Source organism: Streptomyces sp. YS415, assembly GCF_023544665.1.
Classification (GTDB): Bacteria; Actinomycetota; Actinomycetes; order Streptomycetales; family Streptomycetaceae; genus Streptomyces.
Map to the genome: position 1 here is coordinate 26,293 of NZ_JAMJFL010000041.1, position 18,706 is coordinate 44,998.

Below are 18,706 nucleotides of genomic sequence, written 5' to 3' on the forward strand. Positions count from 1 at the left end.
ACAGAGCGGGTTCGCCCGCAATACGTAGGCGCTGACCTGCGTTGACGTAATTCTGGCGGCTTATGTCCTCCCCCTGGCGCCCCGGAATTGTTAGGCTCGTGGTTTCGCCCTTCCGTGAAGGAACATTCTTCTGGGTAGGGCGATGCTTTGTATTCCCAGTACCGACGAGGAGCACCTGTGACCCAGACCAGCGAGTCCGTCACCTGGCTGACCCAGGAGGCGTACAACAAGCTCAAGGACGAGCTTGCGTACCTTACTGGTCCTGCGCGCACGGAGATCGCCGCCAAGATCGCGGCCGCGCGCGAGGAGGGCGACCTGCGCGAGAACGGCGGGTACCACGCGGCCAAGGAGGAGCAGGGCAAGCAGGAGCTCCGTGTGCGCCAGCTGACCCAGCTCCTCGAGAACGCGCAGGTCGGCGAGGCGCCGACGTCGGCGGAGGGCGAGGTCGCGCCCGGCATGGTCGTGACGATCGCCTTCGACGGTGACGAGGACGACACGCTGTCCTTCCTGCTCGCCTCCCGCGAGTACGCGAGCTCCGACATCGAGACCTACTCCCCCCAGTCCCCGCTGGGCTCCGGCGTGATCGGCCACAAGGTCGGCGAGGACGCGGAGTACGAGCTGCCGAACGGCAAGAAGGCCTCGGTGCGGATCCTGAAGGCCGAGCCCTACAGCGGCTGACCCCGGCCCCCGCCCGTACGCACGCCCTTGACCCGCCCCCGGCGTCCCTGTGACGCCGGGGGCGTTGTCATGCCGACGCGGACCGGTACTTGCGGACCGCGAGGGTCCGGAACAGCACGATGATCAGTACCGAGTAGATCAGCGACGCCCACACCGGATGCTGCATGGGCCAGGCATCGGAGGGCGAGACCCCCGGGTTGCCGAAGAGCACGCGGCAGGCCTGGACCGTGGCGCTGAAGGGGTTCCAGTCGGCGACGTGCTGGAGCCAGGGGGTCATGCGGCTGGAGTCCACGAACGCGTTCGAGATGAACGTGACCGGGAACAGCCAGATCAGTCCGCCCGAGGTGGCCGCCTCGGGAGTGCGCACGGACAGGCCGATCAGGGCTCCGACCCAGGTGAACGCATAGCCGAGCAGCAGCAGCAGACCGAAGGCGCCGAGCACCTCGCCGAAGCTGGTGTGCGTACGCCAGCCCACCAGCAGCGCGACCATGGCCAGCACGAACAGCGTGAGCGCCGTCTGCACCAGGTCGGCCAGGGTCCGGCCGGTGAGCACCGCGCCCCGCGCCATCGGCAGGGACCGGAAGCGGTCGATGAGGCCCTTGTGCATGTCGTCGGCGATGCCCGCCCCGGCGCCGGCAGTGGCGAAGGTGACGGTCTGCGCGAAGATGCCGGCCATCAGGAACTCGCGGTAGACGGAGGACTCGGTGGTGCCGCCGATGTTCATGGAGCCGCCGAAGACATAGCTGAACAGCACCACGAACATGATCGGCTGGATCAGCCCGAAGATCACCATCTCCGGGATCCTTGACATGCGGATCAGGTTCCGCCTGGCCACGACCAGCGAGTCGCGGACGGACTGGACGAGCGGATTGCCGGGGGCCGTGACCGGCACGGCGTCGGTGACGGCGCTCACTTGGCTGCCTCCTTGTCGGAATCCTTGTTGTTCTTGCCCTCGTTGTCCTTGTCCTCGGCGGCGTGGCCGGTCAGGGACATGAAGACGTCGTCGAGGGTCGGGCGGCGCAGTCCGATGTCGTCGATCTCGATCCCGCGGATGTCCAGCTCACGGATGACCTCGGCGAGGAGCTTGGCGCCGCCGGTCACCGGAACGGTGAGCTTGCGCATGTGGTCCTCGACGCTGGTCTCGCCCTTGCCGAAGCCGCTGAGCACCTCGGCGGCGGACTGCATGTGCTCGCGCTCGTGCACCACGACCTCGACGCGCTCACCGCCGGTGCGGGCCTTGAGCTGGTCGGAGGTGCCCTGGGCGATGACCCGGCCGTGGTCGACCACGGCGATGTCATGGGCGAGGTGGTCGGCCTCCTCCAGGTACTGGGTGGTCAGCAGCAGGGTGGTGCCGCCGGAGACCAGCCGCTTGATGACGTCCCACAGCAGTTGGCGGTTGCGCGGGTCGAGGCCGGTGGTCGGCTCGTCCATGAACATCACGGGCGGGGAGACCACCAGGGCCGCCGCGAGGTCGAGGCGGCGGCGCATCCCGCCCGAGTAGGTCTTGGTCGGGCGGTCCGCGGCGTCGGCGAGGTCGAACTGCTCCAGCAGCTCGCCCGCGCGGGCCTTCGCCGCCTTCGCGCGCATCTGGTAGAGCTGGCCGACCATCTGGAGGTTCTCGCGGCCGGTGAGGTATTCGTCGACCGCCGCGAACTGGCCGGAGAGGCCGATGGAGCGGCGCACGGCGTCGGGGTGCTTGAGCACGTCGATACCGGCGACGACGGCCCTGCCGCTGTCGGGGCGCAGCAGGGTCGTCAGACAGCGGACGGTGGTGGTCTTGCCCGCGCCGTTCGGCCCGAGCAGGCCGAGGACGGTGCCCTCGGGCACGTCAAGATCGACACCGTCCAGTGCCTTTACGTCGCCGAAGGTCTTGACCAGACCTTCGGCATGGATGGCGCCTGGCATATGAGTCTCCACGTCGTCGGGGATTCGTCGGTAGGCCGGGAATGTGGCACGAGACACACCATAACGCGATGTATCGCGTCTCTCAACGGAATTACTCGAACGAGTGACCAAGGGGCCCCTGACCTCGGTCGACGACCTTCGGTCCGACGTCAGTCGATGACCGTGTAGCCGGCCTCGCGCAGGGCCTGGCCGACCTCGGCGCAGTGCGTCGGCCCCTTCGTCTCCAGGTGCAGCTCGACCTCCGCCTCCGTGAGCCCGAGCCGGGGATCGGTCCGCACATGGCTCACGTCGAGGACGTTAGCGTCCCGCACTGACAACACCCCGAGGAGCGTGGCGAGGGCGCCCGGCCGGTCCGTCAGACGCAGCCGTACCGCCAGGTAGCGGCCCTGCGCCGCCATGCCGTGCCGCAGCACCCGCTGCATCAGCACCGGGTCGACGTTGCCGCCGGACAGCACCGCCACCACCGGGCCCTCGAAGGAGCCGGGGTCGCTGAGCAGCGCCGCGACCGGGCTCGCCCCGGCCGGCTCCACCACCAGCTTGGCGCGCTCCAGGCAGAGCAGCAGGGCGGTGGACAGCTCGTCCTCGGTGACCGTGCGGACCTCGTCCACCAGGTCGGCGATGATCCGGAACGGCACGTCACCGGGGCGTCCCACCTTGATGCCGTCGGCCATCGTCGCCGGGTTGCGCACCGACACCGGGCGCCCGGCCGCCAGCGAGGGCGGGTACGCCGCCGCGCCCGCGGCCTGCACGCCGACGATCCGCACGTCAGGCCGGATCGCCTTCACCGCGACGGCGATCCCGGCCGCGAGCCCGCCGCCGCCGATGCCGACGACGATCGTGCGCACCTCTGGGCACTGCTCCAGGATCTCCAGGCCGACCGTGCCCTGGCCCGCGATGATGTCGGCGTGGTCGAAGGGGTGGATGAACACCGCGCCGGTCTGTGCCGCGTACTCCTGGGCGGCGGCCAGCGTCTCGTCGACCACGTGGCCGTGCAGGCGCACCTCGGCGCCGTACTCCCGGGTGGCGCTGATCTTCGGCAGCGGGGCGCCCTGCGGCATGAACACCGTGGAGGCCACCCCGAGCAGGGAGGAGGCGAGCGCGACGCCCTGCGCGTGGTTGCCGGCGCTCGCCGCGACGACGCCCGCGGCCCGCTCCTCGGGCAGCAGCCCGGCGATCCGGACGTAGGCGCCGCGCAGCTTGAACGAGCCCGTCCGCTGGAGGTTCTCGCACTTGAGGTGCACGGGCGCGCCGACGAGCTGGGACAGGTGCCGGCTGCCCTCCATCGCGGTCACCCGAGCCACGCCCGTGAGCATCTTCCGGGCGCCGCGCACGTCGTCGAGCGTGACCGGCGGCAGCAGGTCGGCCTTGCGGTAGCTCATGACTCAAGTCTCGCAGTTCACACGCGCGGACTGCCGTTGTGACCAACCACCGAGACCGGTTTGCGCAGCGCCGGTACGGCCCGCCCCCCATCCGCGTAACCTGTCCCCCAACCCAGCACCCTTCATGAAGTGAGCCCCCGGCCATGCCCACAACACCTGAAATGTCGATGGACATGTCGACCGTCGGTGACACCGGTCTCCTCGACACGCTGCAGCACGAGGTGGCGGTGTTCGCCCGCCGTGCCGAACAGACCCGGCTCGGCGGGGTCGGGCAGGTGCGCAACTCCATGGACCGCGCCGCATATCTGCTGCTCAACCGCCTGGACAAGGAAGGCCCCATGGGGGTCAAGGCGCTCGCCGCGAGCATGGGGATCGACTCGTCGACGGTGACCCGGCAGGTGGCCCCGCTCGTCGACACCGGGCTCGTCAAGCGCACCTCGCACCCCGAGGACGGGCGGGCCGTGGTGCTCCAGCTCTCCCCGCGCGGGCAGTCCCGGCTGGAGGAAGTGCGCTCCTCAAGGCGTCAGTTGATGGCCGAGCTGACACACGACTGGGCGCCGGAGGAGCGCGAGGCGTTCTGCACGCTCCTGACGCGCTTCAACAGCGCGTTGTCCGCCCGGATGGCGGCGCACGGCATGCCGGGCGCGGAGCCCGCACCGGCGTCGGCGTCCTAGGGAGCGCCGGGCCCGTACACACGCGTGCCGCCCGGCTCTTGACCCCGGGCCGCCCCTGGCCTCATATGAAACCGGGTCCTCTTCGTACGCCCGTACGTGGCCGGGATCCGCTCACTCGGGGGTCCCCCCTCAGGCGGGAGGCGCGGTGCGAGAACGGCATGCGTTCCAGGACGTCCGCCGGGTCCGGGAGTTCGAGGCGTTCGTCGCAGGTGCGGCGGGCCGGCTGCTGCACACCGCGACGCTGCTCACGGCGGAGGCTCCGGCCGACAACCCGCGCGCGCGGCGCCTGCTGACGCTCGCCCTCGCGCATACGTACGCCGGCTGGGACCGGTTGCGCGGCGAGGATCCGTACGACCACGCCCGGCAGTATCTGGCCACCCGCTTCGCGCGCGAGGCATGGCATCACCACGGCGGTCCCGGCCGGTCCCGCCCGCACCCCGACAGCCCGCTGGCCGTCCTCGGCCCGCAGGAACGCCTGATCCTCGTCGTGCGGCTGTACGAGGGGGTCGCCGAGGAACAGACCGCGGCGCTGCTCGGGCTTCCCCTGGAGCGGGTGCGGACGATCTGCGACCGGGCGACGGCGACCCTGCTGCACCCGCCGCGGGGGCCCGCTCCCGCGGCCGTAGGGGCGGGAGCGGCGGCGTCATGAACCAGAACGAACGGCAGGCCGCCGCACGGCGGATCATGGAGCGCACTCCCCCGGTGGTTCCGCCCGGCCTCTGCGCGGACGCCGTGCGGCGCGGCGGCCGGATGCTGCGGCGGCGCCGGGCGGCGCTGCGGCTGATGTGGCTGCTGATGTTCGCCGCGTCGGTGGCGTTCCTGGTGTGGGCCCTGATGGCCCGCCCCTGGGTGGAGCCGCCGTCGGAGGTGACTCCACCGCTGACGGGCTGGTGAGGGACTAGCCGAGCGCCTGCTGGAGGTCCTCCAGCAGGTCCTCCACGTTCTCGATGCCGACGGACAGGCGTACGAGGTCGGCGGGGACCTCCAGGGCGGAGCCCGCCGCGGAGGCGTGGGTCATCCGGCCCGGGTGCTCGATCAGCGACTCGACACCGCCGAGGGACTCGCCGAGGGTGAACACCTTGGCCCGGTTGCAGACCTCGACGGCCGCCTCCTCGCCGCCGGCGACCCGGAAGGAGATCATGCCGCCGAAGGCCCGCATCTGCTTGGCGGCGATCTCGTGACCGGGGTGCTCGGGCAGGCCCGGGTAGAGCACGCTCGTCACGCGCGCGTGCCGGGAGAGCATGTCGGCGACCTTGGTGGCGTTCTCGCTGTGCCGGTCCATGCGCACCGACAGCGTCTTGGTGCCGCGCAGCACCAGCCAGGAGTCGAAGGGGCCGGCGACGGCGCCCATCGCGTTCTGGTGGAAGGCCAGCTCCTCGCCGAGCGCCTCGTCGTTCACGATCAGCGCACCGCCGACTACGTCGGAGTGGCCGCCCATGTACTTGGTCAGGGAGTGCACCACGACATCGGCGCCGAGCGACAGCGGCTGCTGGAGGTAGGGGGTGGCGAAGGTGTTGTCGACGACGAGGCGCGCGCCGGTGTCCCGGGCGATCTGGGCGACCGCGGCGATGTCGGTGATGCCGAGCAGCGGGTTGGACGGGGTCTCCACCCATACGGCCCGGGTCTTCGGGGTCATGGCGGCCCGTACGGCGGCGGGGTCGCTGGTGTCGGCGACCGACCACTCCACGCCCCAGCGGGCGACGACCTTGGCGAACAGGCGGAACGTGCCGCCGTAGGCGTCGTTGGGGATGACCACGTGGTCGCCGGGGCTGAGCAGCGTGCGCAACAGGCAGTCCTCGGCCGCGAGGCCGGAGGCGAACGCCAGTCCGCGACGGCCGCCCTCGAGGGCTGCGAGGTTCTCCTCCAGGGCGGTCCTGGTCGGGTTGGCGCTCCGGCTGTACTCGTAGCCGCCGCGCAGGCCGCCGACGCCGTCCTGCTTGTAGGTGGAGACCTGGTAGATCGGCGGGACGACCGCGCCGGTCAGGGGGTCCGCCGTGTTGCCCGCGTGGATGGCGAGCGTCTCGAAGTGCTGACTGATGTGCCTGTCGCTCATGGGTCACGAGCGTAGTGCTCCGACGGCGCTGATGACGGCCCGAGGAGTCGACCGGGGAGCCGGCCGCGGAGTTTTCCACAGGCCACGGCCCGGGTTGGCCAATTGTCCGTGCGGTCTGGAACGCTTGGGGCATGGAGATTCTCTTCGTCCTGGTGGCGCTGGTCATGATCGGCTTTGTGGTGCTGCCGTTCATGCGGCGCCGGCGGGGCATGATCGAGCAGGTCCCGCCCGGCCACCCGGACGCCGCGGACCCGGCGGACTACGGGTTCGTGCGGCAGGAGGAGCTGGACGTCCGGATGCCCGGCCCCGACCAGGACCTGCTGGACGTGCTGGACCTGGTGCAGCGCACGCAGGACCATCGCGCGGCCGCGCAGCTGCTCGCGGGCACCGAGACGGAGGGCGAGCTGCGCTGGCAGCGGGTGCAGGCCTTCGCGGGCGCCGCCTCGCTGGAGCTCCAGCAGCGACCCGGCGGGGTCGGTGACACGCCCGGCGGGCAGTGGCTGCGGGTGTGGCGGGCCGAGCAGGCCAAGGACGCGGGCGGCGCGGCGGTGCACGCGGAGTTCCTGGTGCAGCAGGCGTGGCGCACCGCGGCGCCCGGCAGCGACGAGTTCCGGATCATCATGGAGGAGGCGCGGGCGGCCTGCGGCGATGCGGCGCTGCTGGCCCCCGGCGACCCGATCCCGTACATCGTCGAGCTGTCGGTGGCCCGGGGGCTGAACTACTCGCAGCCGGAGTTCGAGCAGCTGTGGCTGAAGATCCTGGACCGCGCGCCGGCGCACATGGGCGCGCATCTGGCCGCGCTGCACTACTGGTGCGAGAAGTGGCACGGCTCGCGCCGGCAGGCGAACGCCTTCGCGGAGGCCGCTGCGGCCCGCGCGCCGCGGGGTTCGCTGCTCGCGGCGATGCCGCTGTTCGCCGTCTTCGAGCATCTGCCCGAGGTCAATCTGGTCAGCGGCTTCTACCAGAGCGAAGTGGTGACCAAGGCGATGCACGGCGCGCTGCACGCGGTCCACTCGGCGCGCCCCGACGACCCGATGCTGGCGCACGTGCGCCATCTGCTCGTGTTCTTCCTGGTGCGCGCCGAGCGCTGGGCGGAAGCCATGAACCAGCTGATACACGTCGACGGCCATGTCGGCGCCCTGCCCTGGACGCACTCCCCGGACCCGGCCGCCGAGTTCGCGGTGTACCGGGCGCTCGCGGTCGCCGGCTACGAGGCCAACGGCGGCAGCCCGGCGACGCTGCCGCACTGAGGAATGCCCGGGGTCGCGGACACGTTGAACCGACCGAACCCCGTGGGATTGGAGACCGCATGTTCCTGAACAGCCGTTCGCCTCAGCTGCCGACCCCCGAGCAGGCGCTGGGCGGCCGTCCCGAGCCGGCGTTCACCGTTCCCGACCGCCACACCGTCCTCGGCACCGCGCTGCTCGGCCCCTACCCCGAGGGCCTGGAGACCGCCGACTTCGCCCTGGGCTGCTTCTGGGGCGCCGAGCGCAAGTTCTGGCAGCTCCCCGCGGGCGTGTGGACGACGCTCGTCGGCTACCAGGGCGGCTACACCGAGCACCCCACCTACGAAGAGGTCTGTTCGGGCCTGACCGGCCACACGGAGGTCGTCCGCGTGGTCTTCGACCCGGCGGTGGTCTCGTACGGCGAGCTGCTCAAGACGTTCTGGGAGTCCCACGACCCGACCCAGGGCTTCCGCCAGGGCAATGACGTGGGCACCCAGTACCGCTCGGCGATCTACACCCACACCCCCGACCAGGCGGCAGTGGCGGAGGCCTCCCGCGCGGCCTACCAGAAGGTCCTCACCGGCTCCGGTTACGGCACGATCACCACGGAGATCCTTCCGGCGGAGGGCCGCGCCTTCTACCCGGCGGAGGGGTACCACCAGCAGTACCTCGACAAGAACCCCGGGGGCTACTGCGGCATCGGCGGGACCGGGGTCGAGCTGAGCGCGCCGTTCGAGACGAACTGGGGGGCGTCCTGCCCGACGGGTCTGGTGGCGGCGCCGGAAGCCGCGGCGGAGTAGGCATCCGGTCGTTACCAGTGGTGCTCAGGGGGCATGAGTCCCCATAGGGTGCCCTGCGTGACTGCCACATTGAGTTCCACGAAGGTCCGGGCCGCGCTGCGCACATCGGCGCGGACCTCCGGAGAGTTGCTGCTCATATTTTTGATGCTCGCGGTGAGCCTGTGGCTCCTGGGCCGGATGTGGTCGATCGTCTGGCCGCTCGTGATCGGCTTGCTGCTGACCACCCTGACCTGGCCGCCGATGCGCTTCCTGCTGCGTCGCGGGTGGCCGCCCGCGATCGCCGCGTCGGTCGTGACGGTGCTGTTCCTGCTGGTCGCCGCGGGCATCGTGGCGCTGATCGCGGTGCCGGTGGCCGCCCAGTCCGGGGAACTGAGCGACCGTGTGATCGAGGGCGTTCAGGAGTTGCGCCAGTGGGCCGCGGGGCCGCCGCTGAACATCGATGACGCGCAGATCAACAAGGCCTTCGACACCGCCGTCTCCCGCGCCCAGGACGGTCTGGGCAGCATCACCGGCGCGGTGGTCACGGGTGTGAGCACCGTACTGAACGGCCTGGTCACCGCCATCCTGGCGCTCTTCCTGATGTTCTTCTTCCTCAAGGACGGCCCGCGGTTCCTGCCGTGGCTCGCCCGTCAGCTGCCCGGCCGGCTCGCCACCGACGTCCCGACCGTGGCCGCGCGCGGCTGGGACACCCTGGGCTCCTTCGTGCGCTCTCAGGCGGCCGTCGGTCTGCTCGACGCCGTCCTGATCGGCCTGGGCCTGTGGATCCTCGGCGTGCCGTTGGTGCTTCCGCTGGCGGTACTGACCTTCGTCTCCGCGTTCGTGCCGATCATCGGTGCCCTGTTCGCCGGTTTCGTCGCGGTGCTCATCGCGCTGGTCTCCAACGGGCTGACGGACGCGCTGCTCGTGCTGGCCATCATCGTGGTCGTGCAGCAGCTCGAGGGCAACGTGTTCCAGCCCATGATCCAGAGCCGTGGGCTCGGCCTCCACGCGGCCGTGATCCTGCTGGCCGTGACGTTGGGCGGCAGCCTGGCCGGCATCGTGGGAAGCCTGCTCGCCGTACCGGTCGCCGCGCTGATCGCGGTGGCCTGGGACTACCTGCGCGAGCAGCTCAGCGAACCCTCCGAGGACCCGGGCCCCACCGCACCGGACCCCGGCGCCCCCGTCCCGTCCTAGGGTTCCTCGGCGTACGCCGTCTCTCTGCGGGGGTGGGCCGGGAACAGGACCCTCCGGGGCCGCCTGCTCACGGCCCCGGAGGTCCCCGCGCCGGGGACGGATACCGCTGGGCTTTCCGGGCCGGGGCCCGGGGCCGTCAGATCGTGGCGGTGTCGATGACGAACCGGTAGCGGACGTCGCTCGCCAGCACCCGCTCGTACGCCTCGTTGATCTCGCTCGCGGCGATCAGCTCTATCTCCGCGCCGAGGCCGTGCCCGGCGCAGAAGTCCAGCATCTCCTGGGTCTCCCGGATGCCGCCGATGCTGGAACCGGCGAGGGACTTGCGGCCGATGATCACCGAGAACAGGTTGAGCGCGACGGGCTCCTCGGGGGCGCCGACGTTCACGAAGGCGCCGTCCGTGGTGAGCAGGGACAGGAACTGGTCCAGGTTCAGCGGCGCCGAGACCGTGGACAGGATGATGTCGAAGCTGCCCCGGAGCTCCTCGAAGGTCTTCGGGTCGCTGGTGGCGTAGTAGTGGTCCGCGCCCAGCTTCAGCCCGTCCTCCTTCTTGCGCAGGGACTGCGACAGGACCGTCACCTCGGCACCCAGCGCGTGCGCGATCTTGACGGCCATGTGGCCGAGGCCGCCCATGCCGACGACCGCGACCTTCTTGCCGGGGCCGGCGTTCCAGTGCTTGAGCGGGGAGTACGTGGTGATGCCCGCGCACAGCAGCGGCGCGGCCACGTCGAGGGACAGGCCGTCCGGGATGCGGACGGTGTAGTTCTCGTCCACGACGATCTGGCGGGAGTAGCCGCCGTAGGTGGGCTCCCCGTTCTTGTCGAGGGCGTTGTACGTGCCGATCATGCCGCCGCCGGTGCAGTACTGCTCCTGACCGGCCCGGCAGTTGTCGCACTCACGGCAGGAGTCGACCATGCAGCCGACGCCCACGCGGTCGCCGACGGCGAACTTGGTGACACCGGATCCGACCTCGGAGACCACGCCCGCGATCTCATGGCCGGGCACCATCGGGAAGATGGCCTCACCCCAGCCCTCGCGGGCCTGGTGGATGTCCGAGTGGCAGATACCGGCGAACTTGATGTCGATCAGCACATCGAACTCACCGACGGCACGGCGCTCGATGGTGGTGCGCTCGAGCGGGGCCTTGGCAGAGGGGGCGGCGTACGCAGCGACAGTGGTCATGGGAGTGGATCTCCTAGAGGTTGCGCGCCCGGCTGCCTTCTGTCCGGGCACACCACCAGCCTGCCCCAGCCGTCGCCGTCCACCCAGGTCACCGCTTTGCGTACGTCTGGTGTTCCTACTACTGACGGGGTCAGGCTGGTGGGCGTACGACCGTGAATACTGGGCCCATGGACCAACAGCCCGCATCCCCGCAGGAGCCCGGCGGCCTGGACCGGCGCGCCGAGCTCAGCGAGTTCCTGCGCACCCGGCGTGCCCGGCTGAAGCCGGAGGACGTGGGGCTGCCGGACTTCGGGCGGCACCGCAGGGTGCCGGGGCTCAGGCGCGAGGAGCTGGCGCAGCTGGCCGGGGTGTCGGTGGCGTACTACACGCGTCTCGAGCAGGGCAACGGACGCAATGTGTCGGCGGAGGTGCTGGACTCCATCGCGCGGGCGCTGCGGCTGACCGACGCCGAGCACGCCCATCTGACGCATCTGGCCAAGCCCAAGCAGCACAAGAAGAAGCCGGCGGGGCGGTCCGAGCAGGCGCGGGCGTCGCTGGGACAGCTGCTGGTGTCGCTGGAGAGCGTCCCGGCGTATGTCACCGGGCGGCGCACGGACATCCTCGCGTGGAACCCGATGGCCGCGGCCGTCTTCGGCGACTGGGCCGAGCTGCCGGCCCAGGAACGGAACTGGGCGCGGCTGGTGTTCCTGCGGCCGGAGTACCGGGAGCTGTTCGTGGAGTGGGACCAGAAGGCCTCCGACATCGTCAGCTACCTGCGCATGGACGCGGGCTGCCACCCCGACGACCCCCGGCTCTCCTCGCTGGTGGGCGAACTCTCCGTCAAGAGCGAAGAGTTCAGGCTCCTGTGGGCCACCCACGACGTGCGGGAGAAGAGCTACGGCATCAAGCGGCTGCGGCACCCGCTGGTCGGCGAACTGACGCTGAACTTCGAGACGTTCACCTTGACGGACGGCTCGGAACAGTCACTGATCACCTACCATTCCGAGCCGGGCTCGCCGTCCGCGGAGGCGCTGCGGCTGCTGGCGAGCTGGGGCGCGGACGCCGCCAAGAGCGGCTCCGCGGCGCGGTCCGCCCCCTGACCCGTCTCAGCCCCGCCCCGCCTCAGCCCTGGTACGGCGGGGCCGCCCCCCAGTTCCACTTCGGCACCGGCTGCTCGGCCGGGGTCCGGGCGTCCGGGCCGGAGAAGTGGATCGCCAGGCGGGTGCCCCACTCCACGTAGGCCAGGAACGCCGAGCGGAACTCGGCGTCCGTGGGCAGGCCCGCCTCGTCCGCCGCGTCCTGGATGAGGTTGACCCAGCGGCGGCGCTGGGGCTCGGTGATGGCCAGGCCCATGTGCTTGGCGACCATGTGACCGTGGCCGCCCTGGGTGTCGGAGTAGCCGGTCGGGCCGCCGAAGACCTCGCCCAGCCATTGCGCCACGTGCTCGGCGTGCTCCGGGTCCAGGCCCTCGAACAGCGGGGCCAGCAGGTCGTCCTTGGCGACCCTGTCGTAGAAGGCCGCGGTCAGCCGGCCGAGCGCCTCGGCCCCGCCCGCCCACGCGTACAGCGTCGGCACCGCAGAGCCGGTGCCGCGCACGCTGGTCGGCTTGTAGTGCCGCATCTCCTCGATGGTGCTCATGAAGGAGCGGATCTCGGCCAGGAAGCCGGGGAACAGCTCCGAGGTGCGGAAGCCCTCGATGTGGTCCTCGGTCGAGGTCCAGGTGATCCGCAGGATGTAGTGCTCGAAGTCCTCCTCGCAGCGCGCCAGTTCGTAGTCGACGCACTGCGGGGCCGCCGCGAGGGCGGCCGCGGCGCGGGTGTAGGCGGCCATGAACTCCGCCGACTGCTGCTCAGGGATGCGGTACCGGACGTATTCCACCGTGTGAGCCGTCATGCGCCCACACAAGCACAGTCCGATACGACATGCTTCCCCGTTCGCGGAGGGCCTTCTCATCCGTCTCTTATCGGGGCCTTATCCCTTCATCACGCGCCCTGCCTAGCTTGCGGCGCATGTTCTTCACCTACCTGAGGCGCGAACTGCGCCGCCGCCGAAAGGCGGCCCTCGTCGTCGCCTCCGGCCTCGCACTGGGCATCGCCCTGGTCATCGTGGTCAGCTCCGTGTCCTCGGGCATGGGCAGGGCCCAGGACAAGGTCCTGGAGTCGCTGTACGGGCTCGGCACCGACATGACCGTCACCAAGGCGGCCGCGGCGGAGGGGGATCAGGCGCAGCGGCCGCGGTTCGAGTTCGACGCGCGGGACAGCGACTCCGAGGAGGAGCAGAGCAGCGACCGGGTCCTGGTCCAGGGCTTCCAGACGCTGGCGAGCTCGACCGTGGACAAGGTCGGCGCGCAGAGCGGGGTCGCGGACGCGGTGGGCGGGCTGAGCCTCCAGGTCATCAAGGTCAGCGGGCAGTTCAAGCGCGGCGAGTTCCAGCAGGGCGGGGGCGGCCAGGAGCAGGGCGGTCCCGGCGGCGGGACGCAGGCGCCCGAGGGCCGGGTGGAGGGCGGTGGCGCCGAGTTCGACGTCAACAACTACTCGGTCTACGGCACCGATGTCACCGAGCCGGCGCTGGGTCCGCTGACCTCCTCGACGATCACGAGTGGTCGTACGTTCACGTCGTCCGAGACGAACGCCGAGGTGGTCGTCGCCGACGCGTCGTACGCCAAGGAGAAGAAGCTGAAGGTCGGCTCCACGGTGACCGTCAAGGGCACGAAGTTCGAGGTGATCGGCATCGCCACGCCCGAGAGCGGGGACGCGGCGGCCAATCTCTACATCCCGCTGAAGCAGGCGCAGACGCTGGCCGACGCGAAGAACAAGGTCACCACGATCTACGTCAAGGCCACCGACTCGCAGCGGATCGACGCGGTGAAGTCGGAGATCCAGCGGAACATCTCCGGTACGACGGTGACGACGTCGGCGGATCTGGCGGACACGGTGTCGGGGTCGCTGTCGACGGCGTCCGACCTGGCGTCGAGCGTCGGCAAGTGGCTGTCGATCGCGGTCCTGGTGGCGGCGTTCCTGGTGGCCGGGCTGCTGACGTCCGCGGCGGTGTCGCGCCGGGTGCGGGAGTTCGGCACGCTGAAGGCGCTGGGCTGGAAGTCCGGCCGGGTGACCCGGCAGGTCGTCGGTGAGGCGGTCGTCAACGGTCTGGTCGGCGGCGTCCTGGGCATCGCGGTGGGCCTGGCGGGCGCGTACGCGGTGACGGCGATCAGCCCGACGCTGGAAGCGCAGCTGGGCGGCGGCGGGGGTGGCCTCGCCGGAGGCCCCGGCGTCGTGATGCGCGGCCCCGGGGCGGAGCAGACCTCCACCGCCCTCGAAGTCGCCCTCACGGCCCCGGTCAGCGCGACGACGATCGCCCTGGCGGTGGGCCTGGCGGTGACCGGCGGCCTGATCGCAGGCGCCTTCGGCGGCTGGCGAGCCTCCCGCCTCCGCCCGGCGGACGCGTTGCGCCGAGTCGAGTGACGAAGACCGTCCGCGGCGCCGTCGACGAACCCCCCAAGCACCCCTGACCCACCCAGGAGCCACCCCATGTACGACCTCAGAAGCGTCACCAAGCTCTACACACGAGGCAAGGAAACAGTCCACGCCCTCGACGGAGTCGACCTCACCATCCCCGACGGGGACCGTCTCGTCATCCAGGGCCCCACCGGCGGCGGTAAGTCGACTCTTCTTCAGATGCTCGGCGGTCTCGACCGTCCGACGTCGGGAGAGGTCGTTCTGGATGGCACGGATCTCGCCAAACTGTCCGAGGCCAAACTGACCGGAGTCCGCAGCGAGAACATCGGATTCGTCTTCCAGAGTTTCAATCTCATCCCCACCCTCACCGCCCAGGAGAACGTGGAAACCGCCCTGGTCCCCCTCGGCGTCAAGGGCAAGGACCGCCGCGAACGCGCCGCCGAGGCGCTGAAGTCGGTCGGCCTCGGCGAACGGCTCGCCCACCTCCCCTCCGAGATGTCCGGAGGACAGCAGCAGCGCGTCGCCATCGCCCGCGCCCTGGTCAAGCAGCCCAAGGTGCTGCTCGCCGACGAACCCACGGGCAACCTCGACGAGTCGATGCGCGACGAGATCATGGACGTACTCGAACGCATGTGGAAGGAGCTCGGGCTCACCTTCATCATGGTCACGCACGATTCGGCGATCGCGAAGAAGGCCCCCCGCGTCGCGACCATCCGCAAGGGAAAGATCTCCGTCAAGGAAAACACGAGCGCGTAAGTCGCGTCGTGAGACCGACGCGTAACAGTCCGATTCTGTCCGCCCCCTGTCTATTGAGGTAGCTGATCACCCCCCGGCATACTGCCTATTCCGGGGGGCACGTACGTCTGTGCAGACCACCCCCGGCCGGGTGAAGGGGGAATTCACCCGGTACTTCAGCAAGGGGGAAACTTGCGCAGACAAGTGAAAAGAGCATGCGCGGCCACGGTTGCCACGGCCGCCGCCGTCGCCCTCGCCGCCGGCATGACCAGCCCGGCGTCGGCGAAGCCCGAGCAGCGCGCAGCAGGCGCCGCTCAGCTGACCGGCCATCACGCCCTCACCCTGATCACCGGTGACCGGGTCACCGTCGACGCCAAGGGCCGGGTGATCGGCCTGCAGCGGGCGGAGGGACGTCAGCACATACCCGTCCAGATCCGCAAGGCCGACGGGCACACGCTCGTCATACCCGCCGACGCGGCCCGCCTGATCACCGCGGGCAAGCTCGACCAGCGGCTGTTCGACGTCACCGAGCTCAGCAAGTCGGCCACCCGCAAGTCGCAGGCCAAGGGCCTGAAGGTGATCGTCGGCTACAAGGGCGCCGCGGCCGGCACCAAGGCCGACGTCCGGGACGCGGGCCAGCTCCGCCGGACCCTGAAGTCCCTGAACGCGGACGCGGTCCAGACGCCGTACACCGAGACGCCCGACCTGTGGGCCGCGGTCACCAACGGCGACCGGACCGCCTCGGGCATCGCCCACGTCTGGCTCGACGGCACCCGCAAGGCCACCCTCGACACCTCCGTGGCCCAGATCGGCACCCCGAAGGCATGGTCGGCGGGGTACGACGGCAAGGGCGTCAAGATCGCCGTCCTGGACACCGGTGTCGACGCGAACCACCCGGACCTCAAGGACCAGGTGATCGCCTCGAAGAACTTCACCCCGGCCGCGACCGCGGAGGACAAGGTCGGCCACGGCACGCACGTCGCGTCCATCGCGGCGGGCACCGGAGCGAAGTCCGGCGGCAAGTTCAAGGGCGTGGCGCCCGGCGCCCAGGTCCTCAACGGCAAGGTCCTGGACGACACCGGCTCCGGTGACGACTCCGGCATCCTGGCCGGCATCGAGTGGGCGGCCGAGCAGGGCGCCCAGGTCGTCAACCTCAGCCTCGGCGGCATGGACACCCCCGAGGTGGACCCGCTGGAGGCGGCGGTCAACAAGCTGTCCGCCGAGAAGGGCATCCTGTTCGCCATCGCGGCGGGCAACTCCGGCCCGGAGTCGGTCGGTTCGCCCGGCAGCGCCGAGGCCGCGCTCACCGTCGGCGCGGTCGACGACAAGGACCGGCTCGCCGGGTTCTCCAGCACCGGACCGCGGCTCGGCGACGGCGCGATCAAGCCGGACGTCACCGCCCCGGGCGTGGACATCACGGCCGCGTCCGCCAAGGGCAGCATGATCGAGCAGGAGGTCGGCGAGAAGCCGGCCGGGTACCTGACCATCTCGGGTACGTCGATGGCGACGCCGCATGTCGCGGGCGCCGCAGCGATCCTGAAGCAGCAGCACCCGGAGTGGACGTACGCCGAGCTCAAGGGCGCGCTGACCGCGTCCGCGAAGGGCGGCAAGTACACGCCGTTCGAACAGGGTTCGGGCCGGATCCGGGTCGACAAGGCCATCAAGCAGACCCTGATCGCCGACCCGGTGTCGCTGAGCTTCGGGGTGCAGCAGTGGCCGCACACCGATGACACCCCGGTCACCAAGGAGCTGACGTACCGCAACCTCGGTACGCAGGACGTCACCCTGAAGCTGGCGGCGACCGCCACCGACCCGAAGGGCCGGCCGGCCCCGGCGGGCTTCTTCAAGCTGGGCGCCACCTCGGTGACCGTCCCGGCGGGCGGCAAGGCGAGCGTCGGCATGACGGTCAACACCAAGCTGGGCGGCACGCTGGACGGCGCCTACTCGGCGTACGTGACGGCGACGGGCGGCGGGCAGACGGTCCGTACGGCCGCCGCGGTGCAGCGCGAGGTGGAGTCGTACGACGTCACCGTCAAGCACATCGGCAAGGACGGCAAGCCGACCGACGTCTACAACACCATCCTGCTCGGTTACACGGGCCTGGCCGCCAACCGCTCCTACGGTGTTCCGCCGGTCGCCTCCGGCACCACCACGCTGCGGCTGCCCAAGGGCCAGTACCTGCTGGACGCCTGGATCGCCAAGGACTTCGTCAACCTCGAGGGTGGCCTGGACTGGCTGGTCCAGCCGAAGCTGAACGTCACCAAGAACACCTCGGTGACGATCGACGCCCGTAAGACCCAGGCGGCCGACATCACGGTGCCGGACGCCGGGGCCGAGCAGCTCTCGGCGATGATCGGCTACATGTACGACCCGGCCGCCATCGGCGTCGGCGTCGGTCTCGGCTCCTTCGCCGATCTGCGCATGAAGCACCTGGGCGGCGAGGTCACCGGTCTCCAGCAGACCTGGAGCGGCCAGTGGACCAAGGGCGCGAGCACCGAGTACAACGTGGCCACCACCGCCAAGGTGAAGAAGATCCAGGGCGACAAGGTCCGCCACTTCAAGGCGAGCGAGCTCGCCACGGTGAAGAACCGCCTGGGCGCCTCGGCCTCCGGCAAGACCGGCGGCGTGAGCTCGTACGGCGAGTTCCCGGGTGACTTCGTGATGGGCACGCCGGTCGAGCAGAAGCTGCCGGGCACCCGCACGACGTACCTGTCCACGTCCGACAACATCCGGTGGACGTTCGACGTCGAGCAGTACGGCAGCCACACGCCCGAGGGCTTCCCGGTCGCGGACGCCTTCTACACGCTCGGCACGTCGCAGATCTTCAAGGCGGGCCAGACCTACCAGAAGACCTTCAACACCGCGGTCTTCGGTCCGCACATCAACGCGGACTACGGCCTGTTCCGCGAGGGCAACAGCGTCTACGGCTTCCTGCCGCTGTTCGCCGACGGGGCCAAGCACGCCGGCTCCTCCGACTTCACCTCGGTGAAGACGGAGCTGTACCGCAACGGCACGAAGATCGGCTCCAACACCGACCCGCTGTTCGGTGAGGGTGTCTTCAAGGTGCCGTCCGCCGAGGCCGAGTACAAGCTGACGACCTCGGTCAAGCGGAGCGTCAAGGTGGCCGCCGCCTCGACCCGGATCGACGCCAGCTGGACGTTCAAGTCCAAGAAGCCGGCGTCCGACCAGGTCAGGCTCCCGGCCTCCACGGTCCGCTTCAACGCGAAGACGGACCTGAGCAGCCGGGTCACGGCCGGTCAGACGAAGACCGTCCCGGTCAGCGTCGTGGGCGCCGCGGCGGGCAGCAACCTCAAGTCGCTGTCGGTGTGGGTGTCGTACGACTACGGCCAGACCTGGAAGAAGGTCTCCGTCACCGGCGGCAAGATCAAGGTGAAGAACCCGGAGAAGGGCAAGGCCATCTCCTTCCACGCGAAGGTCGCCGACAAGAAGGGCAACAAGGCGACCCTCT

Annotated in this window: 17 protein-coding genes; 11 read left to right on the forward strand and 6 right to left on the reverse strand. The window is 70.4% G+C overall.

The features are described from left to right. The first annotated feature begins 177 nt into the window (after window positions 1-177). Window positions 178-678, forward strand: a complete 501-nt coding sequence (greA, locus tag M8H82_RS33115; RefSeq protein WP_250078836.1) for a transcription elongation factor GreA — start codon at window positions 178-180, stop codon at window positions 676-678. Between the two features lie 67 nt (window positions 679-745). Here the strand turns inward: greA and M8H82_RS33120 are convergent, their stop codons facing one another. From M8H82_RS33120 to ilvA, 3 genes are all read right to left on the reverse strand, one after another. Further along, on the reverse strand, window positions 746-1,591 hold the full coding sequence (locus M8H82_RS33120; RefSeq protein WP_250078839.1) for an ABC transporter permease: 846 nt from the start codon (window positions 1,589-1,591) through the stop codon (window positions 746-748). Further along, the gene (locus M8H82_RS33125; protein WP_250078840.1) at window positions 1,588-2,583 is read right to left on the reverse strand and encodes an ATP-binding cassette domain-containing protein; all 996 of its coding nucleotides are present in this window, start codon (window positions 2,581-2,583) and stop codon (window positions 1,588-1,590) included. The genes M8H82_RS33120 and M8H82_RS33125 overlap by 4 nt, the downstream gene beginning before the upstream one ends. Window positions 2,584-2,732: 149 nt before the next feature. Beyond that, window positions 2,733-3,962, reverse strand: coding sequence for a threonine ammonia-lyase (ilvA, locus tag M8H82_RS33130; protein ID WP_250078843.1), 1,230 nt, complete (start codon window positions 3,960-3,962; stop codon window positions 2,733-2,735). 161 nt (window positions 3,963-4,123) lie between these two features. Here ilvA and M8H82_RS33135 point away from each other — a divergent pair, with 161 nt between their 5' ends. The 3 genes from M8H82_RS33135 to M8H82_RS33145 all read left to right on the forward strand — a co-directional run bounded on the left by M8H82_RS33135 (window position 4,124) and on the right by M8H82_RS33145 (window position 5,530). Continuing rightward, window positions 4,124-4,636, forward strand: coding sequence for a MarR family winged helix-turn-helix transcriptional regulator (locus tag M8H82_RS33135; protein WP_250078845.1), 513 nt, complete (start codon window positions 4,124-4,126; stop codon window positions 4,634-4,636). A gap of 145 nt (window positions 4,637-4,781) precedes the next feature. After that, window positions 4,782-5,285 (forward strand): sigma factor-like helix-turn-helix DNA-binding protein, encoded by a 504-nt coding sequence (locus M8H82_RS33140; protein ID WP_250078847.1) that lies wholly within the window; start codon window positions 4,782-4,784, stop codon window positions 5,283-5,285. Then, the gene (locus M8H82_RS33145; RefSeq protein WP_250078848.1) at window positions 5,282-5,530 is read left to right on the forward strand and encodes a hypothetical protein; all 249 of its coding nucleotides are present in this window, start codon (window positions 5,282-5,284) and stop codon (window positions 5,528-5,530) included. The genes M8H82_RS33140 and M8H82_RS33145 overlap by 4 nt, the downstream gene beginning before the upstream one ends. A gap of 4 nt (window positions 5,531-5,534) precedes the next feature. On the opposite strand, the gene M8H82_RS33150 is transcribed toward M8H82_RS33145, so the two are convergent. Further along, window positions 5,535-6,689, reverse strand: a complete 1,155-nt coding sequence (locus M8H82_RS33150) for a cystathionine gamma-synthase (protein ID WP_250078850.1) — start codon at window positions 6,687-6,689, stop codon at window positions 5,535-5,537. A 131-nt stretch (window positions 6,690-6,820) separates the two neighbouring features. On the opposite strand from M8H82_RS33150, the gene M8H82_RS33155 reads away from it, so the two are divergent. From M8H82_RS33155 to M8H82_RS33165, 3 genes are read left to right on the forward strand one after another with little or no spacing between them, the layout of a single operon-like run. After that, the gene (locus M8H82_RS33155) at window positions 6,821-7,939 is read left to right on the forward strand and encodes a hypothetical protein (protein ID WP_250078853.1); all 1,119 of its coding nucleotides are present in this window, start codon (window positions 6,821-6,823) and stop codon (window positions 7,937-7,939) included. A gap of 59 nt (window positions 7,940-7,998) precedes the next feature. Continuing rightward, window positions 7,999-8,715 carry a peptide-methionine (S)-S-oxide reductase MsrA gene (gene msrA / locus M8H82_RS33160; RefSeq protein ID WP_250078856.1) on the forward strand — a complete coding sequence of 239 codons (717 nt, stop codon included), beginning with the start codon at window positions 7,999-8,001 and terminating at the stop codon, window positions 8,713-8,715. Between the two features lie 33 nt (window positions 8,716-8,748). Next, a complete protein-coding gene (locus M8H82_RS33165) occupies window positions 8,749-9,888 on the forward strand; it encodes an AI-2E family transporter (protein WP_284049652.1) in 1,140 nt (379 codons plus the stop codon). A 136-nt stretch (window positions 9,889-10,024) separates the two neighbouring features. Here M8H82_RS33165 and M8H82_RS33170 read toward each other — a convergent pair whose 3' ends face one another. Then, window positions 10,025-11,068 (reverse strand): NAD(P)-dependent alcohol dehydrogenase, encoded by a 1,044-nt coding sequence (locus tag M8H82_RS33170; RefSeq protein ID WP_250078860.1) that lies wholly within the window; start codon window positions 11,066-11,068, stop codon window positions 10,025-10,027. Between the two features lie 167 nt (window positions 11,069-11,235). Here M8H82_RS33170 and M8H82_RS33175 point away from each other — a divergent pair, with 167 nt between their 5' ends. Further along, on the forward strand, window positions 11,236-12,147 hold the full coding sequence (locus tag M8H82_RS33175; RefSeq protein ID WP_250078862.1) for a helix-turn-helix domain-containing protein: 912 nt from the start codon (window positions 11,236-11,238) through the stop codon (window positions 12,145-12,147). 22 nt (window positions 12,148-12,169) lie between these two features. Here the strand turns inward: M8H82_RS33175 and M8H82_RS33180 are convergent, their stop codons facing one another. Continuing rightward, entirely contained in the window at window positions 12,170-12,940 is a 771-nt protein-coding gene (locus tag M8H82_RS33180; protein ID WP_250078864.1) for a group II truncated hemoglobin, read from the reverse strand. A 116-nt stretch (window positions 12,941-13,056) separates the two neighbouring features. On the opposite strand from M8H82_RS33180, the gene M8H82_RS33185 reads away from it, so the two are divergent. From M8H82_RS33185 to M8H82_RS33195, 3 genes are all read left to right on the forward strand, one after another. Then, window positions 13,057-14,508, forward strand: coding sequence for an ABC transporter permease (locus M8H82_RS33185; RefSeq protein WP_250078866.1), 1,452 nt, complete (start codon window positions 13,057-13,059; stop codon window positions 14,506-14,508). Window positions 14,509-14,574: 66 nt separating this feature from the next. Then, the gene (locus M8H82_RS33190; protein ID WP_250078867.1) at window positions 14,575-15,258 is read left to right on the forward strand and encodes an ABC transporter ATP-binding protein; all 684 of its coding nucleotides are present in this window, start codon (window positions 14,575-14,577) and stop codon (window positions 15,256-15,258) included. 243 nt (window positions 15,259-15,501) lie between these two features. Continuing rightward, a partial coding sequence (locus tag M8H82_RS33195; RefSeq protein ID WP_250078870.1) for a S8 family peptidase occupies window positions 15,502-18,706 on the forward strand: 3,205 nt, incomplete at its 3' end.